The following is a 12,626-nucleotide window of genomic DNA, read 5'->3' on the forward strand; positions in this document are numbered from 1 at the left end:
TTGATCGAGTTATTATAAAAGAGCTACTTTGATTTTAAAGAAATAGAAAACAAAAAGCCGAGCAAGAATTCAATTGCAGGAGAAAATGAAGGAATACTCAGTGAAAATCAAAGAGCAAACTAGCCGCAGGCTGCTCAAAACATGGTTTTGAGGTTGTAGATAAGACTGACGAAGTCAGCTCAAAACATGGTTTTGAGGTTGTAGATGAAACTGACGAAGTCAGTAACCATACATACGGTAAGGCGAAGCTGACGTGGTTTGAAGAGATTTTCGAAGAGTATAAAAGTAATAGTGCTTTTAGAATAAGAGGGTAAGCAACCCTATAATCAAGATAAACTAAGATTTTGGAGGAAAAATGAGTAATATTAGTTTAACAACACTTGGTGGTGTACGTGAAAATGGGAAAAATATGTACATTGCTGAAATTGGAGAGTCCATTTTTGTTTTGAATGCAGGGTTAAAATATCCCGAAAATGAACAATTAGGGGTCGATGTGGTGATTCCAAAGATGGACTACCTTTTTGAAAATAAAGATCGAATTGCTGGGGTATTTTTAACTCACGGACATGCAGATGCTATTGGTGCTCTGCCTTATCTCTTGGCTGAAGCCAAGGTACCTGTATTTGGCTCTGAGTTGACCATTGAGTTGGCAAAGCTCTTTGTCAAAGGAAATGACGCAGTCAAGAAATTTAATGATTTTCATGTTATTGATGAAGATACGGAGATTGATTTTGGTGGGACAGTGGTTTCCTTCTTCCCTACGACTTACTCCGTTCCAGAGAGCCTGGGAATTGTCTTGAAGACAGCTGAAGGTAGCATCGTTTATACAGGTGACTTCAAATTTGACCAGACAGCTAGTGAATCCTATGCGACAGACTTCGCTCGTTTGGCAGAAATCGGTCGTGACGGCGTCCTGGCTCTCCTCAGTGATTCGGCCAATGCGGACAGCAATATTCAGGTGGCTAGTGAAAGTGAAGTTAGAGATGAAATTACCCAAACCATTGCTGACTGGGAAGGTCGTATCATCGTTGCAGCTGTTTCCAGTAACCTTTCTCGTATCCAGCAGATTTTTGACGCTGCGGATAAAACAGGTCGACGTATCGTCTTGACAGGATTTGATATTGAAAATATCGTCCGCACAGCGATTCGTCTCAAGAAGTTGTCTTTAGCCAACGAAATTCTCTTGATTAAGCCGAAAGATATGTCTCGCTTTGAAGACCATGAGTTGATTATTCTTGAGACAGGTCGTATGGGTGAACCTATCAATGGACTTCGTAAGATGTCGATTGGTCGCCATCGTTATGTAGAAATCAAGGATGGGGACCTGGTCTATATTGCTACGGCTCCGTCTATTGCTAAAGAAGCCTTCGTTGCGCGTGTGGAAAATATGATTTATCAGGCAGGAGGGGTTGTCAAATTGATTACCCAAAGTTTACATGTATCAGGGCACGGAAATGCGCGTGATTTGCAGTTGATGATCAATCTCTTGCAACCTAAGTATCTCTTCCCAATTCAAGGGGAATACCGCGAGTTGGATGCCCATGCTAAGGCTGCTATGGCAGTAGGTATGTTGCCAGAACGCATTTTCATCCCTAAAAAGGGAACCAGCATGGCTTATGAGAATGGAGACTTTGTCCCAGCTGGAGCAGTTTCGGCAGGGGATGTCTTGATTGACGGGAATGCCATAGGTGATGTTGGAAATGTGGTTCTTCGTGACCGTAAGGTCTTGTCAGAGGATGGCATTTTCATCGTCGCAATTACAGTTAACCGACGTGAGAAGAAAATTGTAGCTAAGGCTCGTGTTCACACGCGTGGATTTGTTTATCTCAAGAAGAGTCGCGATATTCTCCGTGAAAGTTCAGAATTGATTAACCAGACGGTAGAAGACTATCTTCAAGGAGATGACTTTGACTGGGCAGATCTTAAAGGCAAGGTTCGTGATAATCTGACCAAGTATCTCTTTGACCAAACCAAGCGTCGTCCAGCTATTCTACCAGTAGTCATGGAAGCAAAATAATCATTGAAATAAGTAAAGATAAAGTCTAGTTTCGGCTTTTTCTTATCGGAAAATAGAAGGAGAAAATCATGGCAGTAATGAAAATCGAGTATTACTCACAAGTTTTGGATATGGAGTGGGGGGTGAATGTCCTCTACCCTGATGCCAATCGAGTGGAAGAACCAGAGTGTGAAGATATTCCCGTCTTGTACCTCTTGCACGGGATGTCTGGCAATCATAATAGTTGGCTCAAACGGACCAATGTAGAACGCTTGCTTCGGGGGACTAATCTCATCGTCGTCATGCCCAATACCAGCAACGGTTGGTACACTGATACCCAGTATGGTTTTGACTATTACACAGCTCTAGCAGAGGAATTGCCACAGGTTCTGAAACGCTTCTTCCCTAATATGACTAGTAAGCGTAAAAAGACCTTTATCGCTGGTCTCTCCATGGGAGGCTACGGCTGTTTCAAATTGGCTCTTGCGACAAATCGTTTTTCTCATGCAGCTAGTTTTTCAGGTGCTCTCAGCTTTCAAGATTTTTCTCCTGAGAGCCAAAATCTGGGAAGTCCAGCCTACTGGAGAGGTGTTTTTGGAGAGATTAGAGACTGGACAACTAGTCCCTATTCTCTTGAAAGTCTGGCTAAAAAATCGGATAAAAAGACCAAGCTCTGGGCTTGGTGTGGCGAGCAGGATTTCTTGTATGAAGCCAATAATCTCGCAGTGAAAAATCTCAAAAAACTAGGTTTTGATGTGACCTATAGCCATAGCGCTGGAACTCACGAGTGGTATTATTGGGAAAAACAATTGGAACGGTTCTTAGCAACCCTACCGATTGATTTCAAATTAGAAGAGAGATTGACTTAGTTTGAACTTCAGCATAGGGGGAGTAGGACTAAAATAAAATATGTTTTCACTAGACTTTTCAAACGAAAGTAGTAGAATAGTAATAAGATACTGGAGGAAAGAGAGTAGGAAATGTACCGTTATCAAATTGGCATTCCCGCATTAGAATATGATCAGTTTGTCAAAGACCATGAATTAGCCAATGTATTACAAAGTAGCGCTTGGGAAGAAGTGAAGTCTGACTGGGAACATGAGAAGTTTGGTGTTTACAGGGAAGAAGAATTACTGGCGACAGCTAGTATTTTGATTAGAACTCTTCCGCTAGGCTATAAAATGTTTTACATCCCAAGAGGACCTATATTGGATTATGGGGATACAGAACTTTTGAGTTTTGTCATTCAGTCTATTAAGTCCTATGCTCGCAGTAAGAGAGCTATTTTTGTGACTTTTGACCCAAGTATTTGCCTGTCTCAAAGTTTAATCAATCAGGAAAAGACAGAATATCCTGAAAATCTGGCTATTATTGATAGTTTGCAACAAATGGGAGTAAGGTGGTCAGGAAAAACAGAGGAAATGGGAGACACCATTCAACCTCGTATTCAGGCGAAAATATACAAGGAAAATTTTGAAGAAGATAAACTTTCCAAGTCAACAAAACAGGCTATTCGAACAGCACGGAATAAGGGGGTAGAGATTCAATTTGGTGGAACTGAATTATTGGAGTCTTTTTCCTTTTTGATGAAAAAAACCGAGAAGCGGAAAGAGATTCATTTGAGGAATGAAGCCTATTATAAAAAGTTATTAGATAATTTTAAGGACAAGGCCTATATCACCTTGGCAACCTTGGATGTCTCTAAACGTTCGCAAGAATTAGAAGAACAGTTAGCGAAAAACAGAGCCTTGGAAGAGACCTTTACTGAGTCGACTCGCACTTCAAAAGTAGAAGCGCAGAAGAAGGAAAAAGAACGTTTGTTAGAGGAATTGACTTTCCTGCAGGAATATATGGATGCAGGTCAAGCAAGAGTTCCCTTAGCGGCTACCTTGACTTTAGAATTCGGACAAACTTCTGTCAATCTATACGCAGGAATGGATGAAGATTTTAGACGTTATAAAGCTCCTATTTTGACTTGGTATGAGACGGCTCGATATTCCTTTGAACGTGGCATTTTATGGCAAAATTTAGGAGGCGTCGAGAATGCTTTAGATGGTGGACTCTATCGTTTTAAAGCTAATTTTAATCCAACGATTGAAGAATATTTGGGTGAATTTACAATGCCTACCCATCTTCTCTATCCTCTGTTAAGACTTGCTCTTGATTTCCGTAAAACATTAAGAAAAAAACATAGAAAGTAAGTATATGGCACTAATTACACTCACGAAAGAAGAGTTTCAAGCTTATTCTGGTCAGGTTTCTTCTCGTTCCTTTATGCAATCGATCCAGATGGGGGAGTTGTTAGAAAAAAGAGGGGCTCGAATTGTTTATCTTGCTTTGAAACAAGAAGGAGAAATTCAAGTTGCAGCTCTGGTTTATAGCTTGCCCATGCTGGGTGGTCTGCATATGGAGCTCAATTCGGGGCCGATTTATACCCAACAAGATGTCCTTCCAGTTTTTTATGAAGAGTTAAAAGAATATGCCAAGCAAAATGGTGTATTAGAGTTGCTTGTAAAACCTTATGAAACTTATCAAACTTTTGATAGCCAAGGTAATCCGATAGATGCTGAGAAAAAAAGTATCATTCAAGATTTAACTGATTTAGGTTATCAATTTGATGGATTGACGACAGGGTATCCAGGTGGAGAACCAGATTGGTTATACTATAAAGATTTGACTGAATTAACTGAAAAGAATTTGCTTAAAAGTTTTAGCAAAAAGGGAAAACCCTTGGTGAAAAAGGCTGAAACCTTTGGCATTCGATTGAAAAAGTTAAAACGTGAAGAACTATCGATTTTTAAGAACATCACAAAAGAGACCTCTGAACGTAGAGAATATAGTGATAAAAGTTTAGAATACTATGAGCATTTTTATGATGCTTTTGGAGAACAAGCGGAGTTTCTCATAGCAAGCTTAAATTTTTCGGACTATATGAGCAAATTGCAAGGTGAACAAAGTAAACTAGAAGAAATCTTGGACAAGTTGCGACTTGATTTGAGTAAAAATCCTCATTCTGAGAAAAAACAAAATCAACTGAGAGAATATTCTAGTCAATTTGAAACGTTTGAAGTTCGAAAAGCAGAAGCGCGAGACTTGATTGAAAAATATGGGGAAGAAGATATTGTTTTAGCTGGGAGTTTATTTGTTTATATGCCTCAGGAAACGACTTACCTCTTTAGTGGTTCCTACACTGAATTTAATAAGTTCTATGCCCCTGCACTGCTTCAAAAATATGTTATGTTGGAAAGCATAAAACGTGGAATACCTAAATACAACTTCCTAGGCATTCAAGGGATTTTTGATGGTAGTGATGGTGTTTTGCGTTTTAAACAGAATTTTAATGGCTATATTGTACGCAAAGCAGGTACTTTCCGTTACCATCCATCGCCTTTAAAATACAAAGCTATTCAATTACTCAAAAAAATAGTAGGACGTTAAGATGAAAAAGCCAGTATTTAGCTTTCTTTTAGCTTCTTTTAGTAAAATAGACTTTATTTGCTAGAAAGGTGGAGGGACATGCGCTGGCTTTTTCGTTTGATAGGGGCTTTCTTTTCTTTTGTGTGGCGTTTGTTTTGGCGCCTGGTTTGGATAGTTGTGCTCTTATGTGCTCTTGCTTTCGGTCTTCTCTGGTATCTGAACGGGGATTTTCAAGGAGCGCTAAAGCAAGCAGAACGGTCAGTAAAGATTGGTCAACAAAGTATCGACCAATGGGGAAAAACAGGGCAACTGCCTAAGTTAAGCCAGACTGATAGCCACCAGCATTCTGAAGGAAGGTGGCCGCAGGATTCTGCTCGTATTTACTTGGATCCCCAGATGGATTCACGCTTTCAAGAGGCGTATTTAGAAGCAATTCAGAACTGGAATCAAACTGGTGCTTTTAACTTTGAACTCGTGACTGAGTCTAGTAAGGCGGATATTACGGCTACGGAGATGAACGACGGAGGCACTCCTGTGGCAGGAGAGGCGGAAAGTCAAACTAATCTCTTAACAGGGCAATTCTTATCCGTAACGGTGCGCTTGAATCATTATTATCTGTCCAATCCTGACTATGGCTATTCCTATGAGCGCCTTGTCCATACGGCAGAACATGAGTTGGGGCATGCGATTGGCTTGGATCATACAGATGAGAAGTCTGTCATGCAACCAGCAGGTTCTTTTTATGGTATCCAGGAAGAGGATGTTGAAAGACTTCGAAAATTATATGAGACCAATGAGTAGGGGACTATTTTTCCCTATTTTTTTGCTATAATGGAATTATGAACAACTTGATTAAATCAAAACTAGAGCTCTTGCCGACCAGCCCTGGTTGTTACATTCACAAGGATAAAAACGGCACCATTATCTATGTAGGAAAGGCTAAAAATCTGCGTAACCGCGTGCGGTCCTATTTCCGTGGAAGTCATGATACCAAAACAGAGGCTTTGGTGTCTGAAATTGTAGATTTTGAATTTATCGTTACGGAGTCTAATATTGAGGCACTTCTCCTAGAAATCAACCTGATCAAGGAAAATAAGCCTAAATACAATATCATGCTCAAGGATGACAAGTCCTATCCCTTCATCAAAATCACTAATGAGCGCTATCCACGCTTGATTATCACTCGTCAGGTCAAGAAGGACGGAGGTCTCTACTTTGGTCCCTATCCAGATGTGGGGGCGGCCAATGAAATCAAGCGACTACTGGATCGGATTTTCCCTTTTCGTAAGTGTACCAATCCACCGTCTAAGGTCTGTTTTTACTACCATATCGGCCAATGCATGAGCCACACCATCTGTAAGAAGGATGAGGACTATTTCAAGTCTATGGCTCAGGAGGTTTCTGATTTTCTGAAAGGGCAAGATGATAAAATCATTGATAACCTCAAGGGCAAAATGGCAGCGGCGGCTCAGACTATGGAGTTTGAACGTGCGGCGGAATACCGTGACCTGATTCAGGCTATTGGAACGCTTCGAACCAAGCAACGGGTTATGGCTAAGGATCTCCAAAATCGCGATGTCTTTGGCTACTATGTGGACAAGGGATGGATGTGTGTTCAGGTTTTCTTTGTTCGTCAGGGCAAGCTCATTGAGCGCGATGTCAATCTTTTTCCCTACTACAACGATCCGGATGAGGACTTCTTGACCTATGTGGGACAATTCTATCAAGAAAAATCTCATCTAGTTCCCAATGAGGTACTGATTCCGCAGGATATTGACGAAGAAGCTGTCAAGGCTTTGGTGGATTCCAAGATTCTTAAGCCTCAACGTGGAGAGAAAAAGCAGCTGGTCAATTTAGCTATAAAAAATGCACGCGTTAGTCTGGAGCAGAAATTTAACCTGCTAGAAAAATCAGTCGAAAAGACCCAAGGAGCTATTGAAAATCTAGGACGTTTGCTCCAAATTCCGACTCCAGTTCGCATCGAGTCCTTCGATAATTCCAACATCATGGGGACTAGTCCTGTTTCAGCTATGGTGGTCTTTGTCAACGGCAAACCAAGTAAAAAAGATTATCGTAAGTATAAAATCAAGACTGTCGTTGGACCAGACGACTATGCCAGTATGCGTGAGGTTATTCGCAGACGTTATGGTCGAGTACAACGAGAAGGTTTGACTCCTCCAGATTTGATTGTCATTGATGGGGGACAAGGGCAAGTCAATATCGCCAAGCAAGTCATCCAAGAGGAACTAGGTTTGGATATTCCAATTGCAGGTCTGCAAAAGAATGATAAGCACCAAACCCATGAATTGCTCTTTGGAGATCCGCTGGAAGTGGTGGACTTGTCTCGTAATTCTCAAGAATTTTTCCTCCTTCAACGCATTCAAGATGAGGTGCACCGCTTTGCTATCACTTTCCACCGCCAACTGCGCTCTAAAAATTCCTTTTCATCACAATTGGATGGGATTGACGGTCTGGGATCTAAACGCAAGCAAAATCTCATGAGGCACTTCAAGTCTCTGACCAAAATCAAGGAAGCAAGTGTGGATGAGATTGTCGAAGTCGGAGTACCAAGAGCAGTAGCAGAAGCAGTTCAGAGGAAGTTGAATCCGCAGGAGGCAGAAGTCTTGCCTCAAGTGGCGGAAGAAAGTGTAGAATACCAAACAGAAGGAGACCATCATGAACCATAAAATCGCAATTTTATCAGATATTCATGGCAATGCGACGGCGCTAGAAGCAGTGATTGCAGATGCTAAAAATCAAGGGGCCAGTGAATATTGGCTTCTGGGAGATATTTTTCTTCCTGGTCCAGGCGCAAATGACTTAGTCGCCCTGCTAAAGGACCTTCCTATCACAACCAGTGTTCGAGGCAATTGGGATGATCGTGTCCTTGAGGCCTTGGATGGCGAATATGGTTTGGAACATCCGAAAGAAATCCAGTCAATGCGCATGACCCAGTTTTTGATGGATCAAATGGATCCTGCAACGATTGTCTGGCTACGAAGCTTGCCTTTGCTGGAAAAGAAAGAAATTGACGGATTGCGCTTTTCTATCTCTCATAATTTGCCAAATAAGAACTATGGTGGTGACTTGCTAGTTGAGAATGATACAGAGAAATTTGACCAACTGCTAGATGCGGAAACCGACGTGGCAGTCTATGGTCATGTTCACAAGCAGTTACTTCGTTATGGCAGTCAAGGGCAACAAATCATCAATCCAGGTTCGATTGGCATGCCCTATTTTAACTGGGAGGCGTTAAAAAATCACCGTGCCCAGTATGCCGTGATAGAAGTTGAAGATGGGGAATTGGTAAATATCCTATTTCGTAAAGTCGCTTATGATTATGAAGCGGAGTTAGAATTGGCCAAGTCCAAGGGGCTTCCCTTTATTGAAATGTATGAAGAACTGCGTCGTGACGATAACTATCAGGGGCACAATCTGGAACTATTAGCAAGCTTAATAGAAAAGCATGGGTATGTAGAAGATGTGAAGGATTATTTTGATTTTTTGTAAGAGTTTCCTAAAATAACCAATGCAAACTAAAAACGATTGGCTGGTCCAATCGTTTTTAATATATCTTATTGTAACTGAGATTTATCTGGGAGATAAGAACCACCTAGATAGGTATTGCTGAGTTTTTCAAGGGTTCCATCTTGGTAGAGTTCTTTGAGTGCTTTATCAAATTGCTCTTTAAACTCTTTTTGATCACTTGAGAAAACGATATAATTGCTAGGACTATTAGTAGAAGACAAGTCAACCACAGAAAGATCTAAGCCACGGTCCTTGATAATCTTTTGAACGGATACCTTGTCAAAAACTAGGAAATCAAATTCACCGTTAGAGAGGTCTAGGATTCGTTTGCCGATATCTTCACCAGAAAAATCTATAGTAGCAGGATTATCAGTGTGTTTTTGATTCCAGTTATTGATGAATTGAGCGTTAGAAGTTCCGGTATCCTCTTGTGTTGTTTTACCAGCGATTTGGTCAAGTGAAGTCAAAGGATTTTTCTTGTTGCTGACGAGGACGAGGGGATTGTTGGAAATCGGAAGTGAGTAGAGGTATTTTTCAGCACGCTCTTTTGTGTAACTCAAGTTATTTGCTGCAGCCTGATAGTGACCAGAATCAAGTCCTGGGAAGATACTCTCCCAGGCGGTTCTTTGAAATTGAATCTCGTAGTCGCTGAGTTTTTCATCTACTGCTTTTAGAACTTCAATATCGAAGCCTGTCAGATTGCCTTTATCTTCGTAGTCAAATGGTGGCACGTCGCCAGCTGTAGCAAGGACGATTGTCTTTTGAGCGCTAGTCTCTTTGGGTGTGGCTTGATTTCCACAGGCAACCAAAAATGGTAGGATGGCTAATAATAGGCTAAATTTTTTCATAATATCTCCATTCAAATGTAAAGTACTTGTTAGTTTATCAGAAACTGTCTTGATGAACCAATATATATTTTTTATGGCTGTGATAAAAAATCTTAATCATGAAAAATCCCTGCAAGCTCTTTCAAATTATGGTAGAATGGAAGCAGTAGAATTAGAAAAGGAAATCGATTATGAAATTTCTTGAATTAAACAAAAAACGTCATGCGACTAAGCAGTTTACTGATAAGCCAGTTGATCCAAAAGATGTGCGTACGGCTATCGAAATTGCAACCTTGGCACCAAGTGCCCACAACAGCCAGCCTTGGAAATTTGTGGTAGTACGTGAGAAAAATGCTGAACTGGCAAAGTTGGCTTATGGTTCAAACTTTGAGCAGGTATCATCAGCACCTGTAACCATTGCCCTATTTACAGATACAGACCTTGCCAAACGCGCTCGTAAGATTGCCCGAGTTGGTGGTGCTAACAATTTCTCAGAAGAACAACTTCAATACTTCATGAAAAATTTGCCAGCTGAATTTGCACGCTACAATGAACAACAAGTCAGCGACTACCTAGCACTCAATGCAGGTTTGGTTGCTATGAACTTGGTTCTCGCTCTTACAGACCAAGGAATTGGTTCCAATATTATCCTTGGTTTTGACAAATCAAAAGTTAATGAAGTTTTGGAAATCGAAGACCGTTTCCGCCCAGAACTCTTGATCACAGTGGGTTACACAGACGACAAATTGGAACCAAGCTACCGCTTGCCAGTAGATGAAATCATCGAGAAAAGATAGAAAGAAGAAAAAATGACAGCAATTGATTTTACAGCAGAAGTAGAAAAACGCAAAGAAGACCTCTTGGCTGACTTGTTTAGCCTTTTGGAAATCAACTCAGAACGTGATGATAGCAAGGCTGATGCCCAGCATCCATTTGGACCTGGTCCAGTAAAAGCCTTGGAGAAATTCCTTGAAATCGCAGACCGCGATGGCTACCCAACTAAGAATGTCGATAACTACGCAGGACATTTTGAGTTTGGTGATGGAGAAGAAGTTCTCGGCATCTTTGCCCATATGGATGTGGTGCCTGCTGGTAGCGGTTGGGACACAGACCCTTACACACCAACTATCAAAGATGGTCGCCTTTATGCGCGTGGTGCTTCAGATGACAAGGGACCTACAACAGCTTGCTACTATGGTTTGAAAATCATCAAAGAATTGGGCCTTCCAACTTCTAAGAAAGTTCGCTTCATCGTTGGAACAGACGAAGAATCAGGCTGGGCAGATATGGACTACTACTTCGAGCACGTAGGACTCGCCAAGCCAGACTTTGGTTTCTCACCAGATGCTGAATTTCCAATCATCAATGGTGAAAAAGGAAACATCACGGAATACCTCCACTTTGCAGGTGAAAATACAGGTGCAGCCCGTCTTCACAGCTTTACAGGTGGTTTACGTGAAAATATGGTACCAGAATCAGCAACAGCAGTCGTTTCAGGTGACTTGACAGACTTGCAAGCTAAACTAGATGCCTTTGTTGCAGAACACAAACTTAGAGGAGAACTCCAAGAAGAAGCTGGCCAATACAAGGTGACGATCATTGGTAAATCAGCCCACGGTGCTATGCCTGCTTCAGGTGTCAATGGCGCAACTTACCTTGCCCTCTTCCTCAGCCAGTTTGGCTTTGCTGGTCCAGCCAAAGACTACCTTGACATCGCAGGTAAAATTCTCTTGAACGATCATAAGGGTGAAAATCTCAAGATTGCTCATGTGGATGAAAAGATGGGTGCTCTTTCTATGAATGCCGGCGTCTTCCGCTTCGATGAAACAAGTGCTGATAATACCATTGCCCTTAACATCCGCTATCCAAAAGGAACAAGTCCAGAACAAATCAAGTCAATCCTAGAAAACTTGCCAGTTGCTTCTGTCAGTCTATCAGAACATGGTCATACCCCTCACTATGTGCCAATGGAAGATCCACTTGTGCAAACCTTGTTGAATGTCTATGAAAAACAAACAGGCCTTAAAGGTCATGAACAAGTCATCGGTGGTGGAACCTTTGGTCGCTTGTTAGAGCGCGGAGTTGCCTATGGTGCTATGTTCCCAGACTCGATTGATACCATGCACCAAGCCAATGAATTTATCGCCTTGGACGATCTCTTCCGAGCAGCAGCAATCTATGCCGAAGCTATTTACGAATTGATCAAATAAAACGATAGAAGTCTGAGATGGTATGCTTGGACTTCTTTTTGGAGGGAAAGTAGATGTCTCAAATCGAAAGAATCAAACAGGCTATCATGGCGGATTCGCAGAATGCCAGCTATACAGAGCGTGGCATTGAGCCTCTCTTTGCAGCGCCAAAAACTGCTCGCATCAATATCATCGGTCAGGCTCCGGGACTTAAAACTCAAGAAGCAAGCCTTTACTGGAAAGATAAAAGTGGTGACCGCTTGCGGGACTGGCTAGGTGTGGATGAAGATACCTTTTATAATTCAGGTTATTTTGCTGTTTTGCCTATGGATTTCTACTTTCCAGGGCATGGTAAGTCAGGTGATTTACCGCCGCGAGCAGGTTTTGCAGAAAAATGGCATCCGCAGCTCTTACAGGAATTGCCTGATATTCAGTTAACCCTCTTGATTGGGCAATATGCCCAAGCCTACTATTTACAGGAGAAAATCAGTGGGAAGGTAACGGAGAGGGTGAAACACTATAAAGACTATCTGCCAACCTATTTTCCACTAGTTCACCCCTCACCACGAAATCAAATCTGGATGGCCAAAAATCCTTGGTTTGAGTCAGAAGTGGTGCCAGATTTGAAAAAAAGAATTAAAACCATTTTATAGTCAATGAAAATCAAAG

General features: G+C 41.6%; 11 protein-coding genes. 10 read left to right on the forward strand and 1 reads right to left on the reverse strand.

Features of this window, described 5'->3' with window-relative positions:
• Positions 1-355: 355 nt before the first annotated feature.
• The 7 genes from HT736_RS01945 (at position 356) to HT736_RS01975 (ending at position 8,923) form a co-directional block, all read left to right on the forward strand.
• Positions 356-2,017, forward strand: coding sequence for a ribonuclease J (locus HT736_RS01945; protein WP_000065626.1), 1,662 nt, complete (start codon positions 356-358; stop codon positions 2,015-2,017).
• Between the two features lie 68 nt (positions 2,018-2,085).
• Complete coding sequence (locus HT736_RS01950; RefSeq protein ID WP_172930693.1) at positions 2,086-2,865, forward strand: alpha/beta hydrolase family protein; 780 nt, start codon at positions 2,086-2,088, stop codon at positions 2,863-2,865.
• Between the two features lie 111 nt (positions 2,866-2,976).
• Positions 2,977-4,197 carry an aminoacyltransferase gene (locus HT736_RS01955; protein ID WP_000286543.1) on the forward strand — a complete coding sequence of 407 codons (1,221 nt, stop codon included), beginning with the start codon at positions 2,977-2,979 and terminating at the stop codon, positions 4,195-4,197.
• 4 nt (positions 4,198-4,201) lie between these two features.
• The gene (gene murN, locus HT736_RS01960) at positions 4,202-5,434 is read left to right on the forward strand and encodes a peptidoglycan bridge formation alanyltransferase MurN (RefSeq protein ID WP_172930694.1); all 1,233 of its coding nucleotides are present in this window, start codon (positions 4,202-4,204) and stop codon (positions 5,432-5,434) included.
• A gap of 78 nt (positions 5,435-5,512) precedes the next feature.
• Positions 5,513-6,214 (forward strand): M57 family metalloprotease, encoded by a 702-nt coding sequence (locus HT736_RS01965; protein ID WP_001267402.1) that lies wholly within the window; start codon positions 5,513-5,515, stop codon positions 6,212-6,214.
• A 38-nt stretch (positions 6,215-6,252) separates the two neighbouring features.
• Complete coding sequence (uvrC, locus tag HT736_RS01970) at positions 6,253-8,100, forward strand: excinuclease ABC subunit UvrC (RefSeq protein ID WP_172930695.1); 1,848 nt, start codon at positions 6,253-6,255, stop codon at positions 8,098-8,100.
• Positions 8,090-8,923, forward strand: a complete 834-nt coding sequence (locus tag HT736_RS01975) for a metallophosphoesterase family protein (protein WP_138706731.1) — start codon at positions 8,090-8,092, stop codon at positions 8,921-8,923. Before uvrC ends, HT736_RS01975 begins: the two co-directional genes overlap by 11 nt.
• Positions 8,924-8,988: 65 nt before the next feature.
• Here HT736_RS01975 and HT736_RS01980 read toward each other — a convergent pair whose 3' ends face one another.
• Entirely contained in the window at positions 8,989-9,789 is an 801-nt protein-coding gene (locus tag HT736_RS01980; RefSeq protein ID WP_000714630.1) for an amino acid ABC transporter substrate-binding protein, read from the reverse strand.
• A 170-nt stretch (positions 9,790-9,959) separates the two neighbouring features.
• On the opposite strand from HT736_RS01980, the gene HT736_RS01985 reads away from it, so the two are divergent.
• Genes HT736_RS01985 through HT736_RS01995 form a run of 3 tightly spaced genes read left to right on the forward strand, consistent with a single transcriptional unit; the run spans position 9,960 to position 12,610 of the window.
• On the forward strand, positions 9,960-10,565 hold the full coding sequence (locus tag HT736_RS01985; RefSeq protein WP_000670184.1) for a nitroreductase family protein: 606 nt from the start codon (positions 9,960-9,962) through the stop codon (positions 10,563-10,565).
• A 12-nt stretch (positions 10,566-10,577) separates the two neighbouring features.
• Positions 10,578-11,978 carry a dipeptidase PepV gene (gene pepV / locus HT736_RS01990; protein ID WP_138699802.1) on the forward strand — a complete coding sequence of 467 codons (1,401 nt, stop codon included), beginning with the start codon at positions 10,578-10,580 and terminating at the stop codon, positions 11,976-11,978.
• A gap of 53 nt (positions 11,979-12,031) precedes the next feature.
• On the forward strand, positions 12,032-12,610 hold the full coding sequence (locus tag HT736_RS01995; RefSeq protein WP_100104478.1) for a uracil-DNA glycosylase family protein: 579 nt from the start codon (positions 12,032-12,034) through the stop codon (positions 12,608-12,610).
• Positions 12,611-12,626 lie beyond the last annotated feature (16 nt).

It is taken from the genome of Streptococcus sp. 339 (assembly GCF_013277285.1).
Classification (GTDB): Bacteria; Bacillota; Bacilli; order Lactobacillales; family Streptococcaceae; genus Streptococcus; species Streptococcus pseudopneumoniae.

What these genes read in the sequence shown, in the direction of transcription:
- HT736_RS01945 (WP_000065626.1), top strand. Translation starts at nt 356, where the DNA reads ATGAGTAATATTAGTTTAACAACACTTGGTGGTGTACGTGAAAATGGG.
- HT736_RS01950 (WP_172930693.1), top strand. Translation starts at nt 2,086, where the DNA reads ATGGCAGTAATGAAAATCGAGTATTACTCACAAGTTTTGGATATGGAG.
- HT736_RS01955 (WP_000286543.1), top strand. Translation starts at nt 2,977, where the DNA reads ATGTACCGTTATCAAATTGGCATTCCCGCATTAGAATATGATCAGTTT.
- murN (WP_172930694.1), top strand. Translation starts at nt 4,202, where the DNA reads ATGGCACTAATTACACTCACGAAAGAAGAGTTTCAAGCTTATTCTGGT.
- HT736_RS01965 (WP_001267402.1), top strand. Translation starts at nt 5,513, where the DNA reads ATGCGCTGGCTTTTTCGTTTGATAGGGGCTTTCTTTTCTTTTGTGTGG.
- uvrC (WP_172930695.1), top strand. Translation starts at nt 6,253, where the DNA reads ATGAACAACTTGATTAAATCAAAACTAGAGCTCTTGCCGACCAGCCCT.
- HT736_RS01975 (WP_138706731.1), top strand. Translation starts at nt 8,090, where the DNA reads ATGAACCATAAAATCGCAATTTTATCAGATATTCATGGCAATGCGACG.
- HT736_RS01980 (WP_000714630.1), bottom strand. Translation starts at nt 9,789, where the DNA reads ATGAAAAAATTTAGCCTATTATTAGCCATCCTACCATTTTTGGTTGCC.
- HT736_RS01985 (WP_000670184.1), top strand. Translation starts at nt 9,960, where the DNA reads ATGAAATTTCTTGAATTAAACAAAAAACGTCATGCGACTAAGCAGTTT.
- pepV (WP_138699802.1), top strand. Translation starts at nt 10,578, where the DNA reads ATGACAGCAATTGATTTTACAGCAGAAGTAGAAAAACGCAAAGAAGAC.
- HT736_RS01995 (WP_100104478.1), top strand. Translation starts at nt 12,032, where the DNA reads ATGTCTCAAATCGAAAGAATCAAACAGGCTATCATGGCGGATTCGCAG.